Annotated in this window: 4 protein-coding genes; 1 reads left to right on the top strand and 3 read right to left on the bottom strand. The window is 72.6% G+C overall.

The window, feature by feature from the left end; all coding sequences use genetic code 11:
* The 3 genes from ACTIR_RS23310 to ACTIR_RS0113655 form a co-directional block, all read right to left on the bottom strand.
* Nucleotides 1-298: TIGR03089 family protein (locus tag ACTIR_RS23310; protein ID WP_267879490.1), on the bottom strand; the 298-nt coding region annotated here is incomplete at its 3' end.
* 63 nt (nt 299-361) lie between these two features.
* Nucleotides 362-1,954, bottom strand: a complete 1,593-nt coding sequence (locus ACTIR_RS23305) for an LCP family protein (RefSeq protein WP_026454706.1) — start codon at nt 1,952-1,954, stop codon at nt 362-364.
* A gap of 44 nt (nt 1,955-1,998) precedes the next feature.
* Nucleotides 1,999-3,663: an LCP family protein gene (locus ACTIR_RS0113655; RefSeq protein WP_026454705.1), complete on the bottom strand. Its 1,665-nt coding sequence runs from the start codon at nt 3,661-3,663 to the stop codon at nt 1,999-2,001.
* 152 nt (nt 3,664-3,815) lie between these two features.
* On the opposite strand from ACTIR_RS0113655, the gene rfbB reads away from it, so the two are divergent.
* A complete protein-coding gene (gene rfbB, locus ACTIR_RS0113650) occupies nt 3,816-4,808 on the top strand; it encodes a dTDP-glucose 4,6-dehydratase (protein ID WP_026454704.1) in 993 nt (330 codons plus the stop codon).
* The last annotated feature ends 14 nt before the right edge of the window (nt 4,809-4,822 follow it).

Below are 4,822 nucleotides of genomic sequence, written 5' to 3'. Positions count from 1 at the left end.
CGGCCCCGGGGGCGGACTCGCCCGGCCGCGCGGGGCCGACCACGTGCGCCCCGCACCACCACGCGCCGAGCAGCACACCCGCGGTCTGCCAGTGCGCGGGCAGGTCGACGACGACCTTCTCCCCCGGCTCCACGTCGAACTCCTCGACCAGCCAGTTCGCCGTCTTGGCCGCCCAGTTGGCCAGCGTGGCCGTGGACAGTTCGACGCGGCTGCCCGCCGCGTCGTCGTAGTGGGTGATCAGCGGACGCGCCGCCGACGTGGACAGCAGGCCACGCAACAGGTGCTCGGTCAGGCTCATACCGGCCAACCTAACGCCCGCCGTCCGGACCGGGCCGGGTGCGGGAGGCGTCCGGCTCCCGCGTCAGTTCACACAGGGGACGTCGTCGGCGGTGATCTGCCGGGGGACCGGGATGCCGACCGGTCCCGATCCGCCGCCGGACGGGGTGTCCGGGGCGTCCCCGCGGCCGACCGCCGCGGCCACGAACTCCCGGACGGCCGCCGGGTCCACGCGGACGATGCTCTGCCTGCCGTCCGGGCTCCGCGCGGTGATGTCCTCGACCGGGACGGTGGTGAAGGTGATGTCGCCGGAGGCGATGCCCTTCACCCGGTCGGCGAAGCCGAGCAGATCCAGGTCGGAGTCGAGCACGAGGGAACGGCGCACCGCGTCGGTCAGCTTCGCCAGCCGGTCGGAGTCGGTGAGCGTGCCCGCGGAGAGCACCGTGTCCAGGGCGGAGGCCAGAAACACCTGCTGGCGCGTGATGCGGTCGAGGTCGCCGCGAGGCAGGTTCTTCCGTTGCCGCACGAACGACAGGGCCTCGCCGCCGGAGACCACCTGCGGGCCCGCGCGGAAGTTCGCCCCGGAGTCCGGGTCGGACGTCGCGTGGTTCAGGCAGACCCGCACCCCGCCGAGGGCCTCGGTGAGCAGGTAGAAACCGAGCAGGTTCACCTCGGCGTAGTGGTCGACCCGCACCCGGGTCAGCTCCTGCACCGTCCGCACCAGTGCCCAGCGTCCGTCCTGATCGGACCGCCGGTTGAGTTCGGCGTCGTCGGTGACCCCCTCGGCGCGTAGCCGGGACGTGGCCGCACGCTTGGCGTCCCCGTACACGGCGTTGATCTTGTCGTGTCCGCCGTCGGGCACGTCGACCCAGCTGTCCCGGGGAATGGAGATGCCGGTGGGGGCCGACCCGTCGTCCGGGAAGCGCAGCAGGATCAGCGTGTCCGTGCTCACCCCGGGCTTGCTCTCCGTGCGCAGTTGCTTGAGCACCCGGTACGGGAGCGGGTTGCCCTGCATGTCGGTCCGTGCGTCCGCGCCGACGAGCAGGATGTCGGTGGCGCCGTCGTCCTCGGGCAGGCGCGCGGCGTCGTCCCCGTCGCCGGCGGACCCGTCGCCGGCGTCCGGCGCGTTCAGCCGGACCGCGTCGGTGGTGTTCATCCCGTTCTGGATGCTGTCCAGCATGGTGTGGGCGTAGCCGGTCACCACCAGGACGAGCACCGACGACAGCGCCGCCAGCGTCCGCGCGGCCCCCCGTGCGGGTGCCGCGCCCGTGCGACGGCGGGGTTCGTCGGGCGCCTCCCGCTCCGTCCGGGGCACGGGGGACGGCACCGCGTGCCCGTCCCCGCCGTCCCGGCCGTGCTCCCCGTCGTCGTTCCCACCGGCGCGGGCATCGACGTCGGGGGCCTCGTCCCCCGATCCCGGGGCGTCCCCCGGATCAGGGGTGTCCCCGGACTCCGAGGCGTCCCCGGACCCGGGGATGTCCCCGGTGTCAGCGGTGCCCCCGGATTCCCCGGTGTCCCCGGGGTCGGCGGTGTCCCCCGGGTCGGGGGCGTCGTCACGGTCCCGACCCTCCCCGTTCCCGGGGGCGGGTGGCCCGTCGCCGCCGTCCCGGTCGTGCTCCTCGCCCGACGATCGCGTTCCCGCCGCGTCGGCGTCGTCGCGTCCGTCCTCGGAATCCACGGTGGTTCCCCTCCCACCCGCGTGCCGGTTACCGGCGGCTCACCCTAGTTCACGCACGGAACACCGCCCGCAGTGACGGGGCCCTCGTCCCCCGGAGCGCGTTCCCCGTCCCCCTGCCGGTCGGTTCCGCCCTGCTCACCGGTGCCACCCTGCTCGTCGGTGCCACCCTGCTCATCGGTGCCACTCTCGCCGGTCGCGGTCCCCGCCGGGTCGCCCGCGCCCTCACCGGAGCCGCGGGGCTCGCCGTCGGGTGCGGCCTCCGCCCGGTCGTCGTCCGCACCGCCGCGTCCCGGCTCGGGGAGGGTGAAGTCCGTCCCCATCCGCAACACCAGCGTCCCCGGGGCCAGCGAGTTGTTGCGCTCGGCGGGCAGGTCGGTGGCCAACGCGGTGCGCATCGCCTCGACACCGGCGCGGGCGCCGTCGGCGTACTCGAGCACGCTGCTCCCGCGCGCGGCGGTGTCGGCGTAGCTCGCACCGCCGAAACCCTGCCCGGCCAGGACGTCGCGGGCCCGCTGCCCCAGACCGCTCTCCCCGGAGGAGTTGTAGAGGTCGACGGTGAAGTTCTCCGCACCCTCGACCGTGTCCGGGAGCTCACGGTCCGGGTCGGTGGGCTCGCCCACCAGGTCGTCGACGAACGACCGCACCTCGGCCTCGTCGACCCCGAGCACCTCGGCGGCGCCCACGTAGACGTCCCCGGTGACGGGCATGGTGTGGAACTCGATGTCGCCGCCGGACAGGCCGCGCATCTGGTTGGCGAACCGGAGCAGGTCCCAGTCCTCGGAGATGACCACCGACTTCTGCACGGCCTCGATCACGCCGGACAGCCGGGCCGGGTCCAGCAGCACCTCGCTGGAGATCATCTTCCGGGCGACCCCGGACAGGTACGCCTGCTGACGGTCGATCCGGTCGAGGTCACCACGGGGGAGTCCGATCCGCTGCCGGACGAACGACAGTGCGTCCGCACCCTTCAGCGTCTGCTCCCCGGCGGGCAGGTCGATTCCGGACTTCTCCTCCTGGACGGGGTTCTTCAGACACACCCGGACGCCGTCGAGCGCCTTCGTGACCTCGTAGAAGCTGGCCAGGTTGACCTCGGCGTAGCGGTCGATCATTCCCGGCCTGCCCAGGAGCTTCTCGATCGTGGCGATCAGGTTGCGCCGTCCCGCCTGTTCGGCCTCGGTCTCGATCTCGTCCTCGGAGGCGCCCTCCGCCCGGAGTGTCTCCAGGGTGTCCCGGTAGGCGTGCCGGAAGGCACTGTTGAGCCGGTTGTTGCCGTAGCCGCCGGCCAGTTCCACCCAGGCGTCGCGGGGGAAGGAGATCGCCACCGCGCTGCTGCCGTCCTGCGGGATGTGGACGAGGATCATGGTGTCGGTCTGGCGGTTGCCCTCCACCTCACCCGCGTGCAGCTTGTCCAGCACCTCACGGGGGAGGGGGTTGCCCTGCGCGTCGGTGCGGCTGTCCATGCCGACCAGGAGGATGTCCACGGCGCCGTCGAGCGGTTCGGCACCCGGTTCCTTGTCGAACACGTTCGTCGTGTTCACGCCGGAGTTCACGTCGCCGACGAAGTACCAGCCGTAACAGGTCACCGCCAGGACCAGCACGGAGAGCAGCGCGAGGACGGTCCGGCCACCGGCACGGCCGACGGTGCCCGCCCGTGCGCGGCGGCCGCGTGCGTCCGGCACGTCGGCCGACTCCGGTGCCGCGTCGGTCACGTGGCTCCCTCCCCGCGTGTTTCGCCTCGCCCACATTACTGATCTTCCCGGAATGAAGACGTCGGAACGGGCGGAAACGTTGCCCGGACGTTGCCTCCGGTGTCTCCCGGCGTCGTGGCAGACTGCCCCGTGAGCCGAAAAGGGGAGGACACATGCGGGTTCTGGTCACCGGCGGTGCCGGGTTCATCGGGTCGCACTACGTGCGGCAGGTGCTCTCGGGTGCCTACCCGCCCCCGGAGCCGACCGAACTGATCGTGCTCGACAAACTCACCTACGCCGGGTGCGAGGAGAACCTGGCCCCGGTGGCCGACGACCCCCGGCTGCGCTTCGTCCGGGGTGACATCACCGACGCCGGGCTGGTCGCGGAGCTGACCTCCGGCGTCGACCTGGTCGTGCACTTCGCCGCGGAGTCGCACGTGGACCGCTCGATCGCGGGTGCGGCCGACTTCGTCACGACCAACGTCGTCGGGACGCAGACCCTGCTGCAGGCGGCGCTGCAGGCGGGTGTGGGCAGGTTCGTGCACGTGTCCACCGACGAGGTGTACGGCACGATCGACGAGGGCTCGTGGACCGAGGACCACGTGCTGGAGCCCAACTCCCCGTACTCGGCGTCGAAGGCGTCGTCCGACCTGCTCGCCCGCGCGTACCACCGCACGCACGGGCTGCCGGTGTGCATCACCCGGTGCTCGAACAACTACGGGCCGTACCAGTTCCCGGAGAAGATGGTCCCGCTGTTCGTGACGAACCTGCTCGACGGCAGGCCGGTGCCGCTGTACGGTGACGGGCTCCATGTCCGGGACTGGCTGCACGTCGACGACCACTGCCGGGGTATCCAGCTGGTGGCCGGGCGGGGCAGGCCGGGCGAGATCTACAACATCGGCGGTGGCACGGAACTGACGAACCGGGAGCTGACCGGGCGGCTGTTGGCGGCCGTCGGGGCGGACTGGGACATGGTCCGGCCGGTCACCGACCGTTCGGGCCACGACCGGCGGTACTCCGTCGACACCGGCAAGATCCGTGCGGAGCTGGGTTACCGGCCGCGGGTGGCCTTCGCCGACGGGCTCGCCGACACGGTGCGCTGGTACGCGGACAACCGGGCGTGGTGGGAGCCGCGCAAACGGCGGGCGGCACCCGTCGGCGCGTGACCGGGCCCGGGCGG

The sequence above is a fragment of the Saccharomonospora iraqiensis subsp. iraqiensis genome, from assembly GCF_000430445.1.
GTDB classification, from domain to species: Bacteria; Actinomycetota; Actinomycetes; order Mycobacteriales; family Pseudonocardiaceae; genus Saccharomonospora; species Saccharomonospora iraqiensis.
The sequence above is the reverse complement of the archived record's forward strand: the minus strand, read 5'-3'. Positions and strand labels throughout refer to the sequence as shown.

Bases quoted from the DNA above. Each gene is read 5' to 3' on its own strand.
- rfbB (WP_026454704.1), top strand. From the start codon at position 3,816: ATGCGGGTTCTGGTCACCGGCGGTGCCGGGTTCATCGGGTCGCACTAC.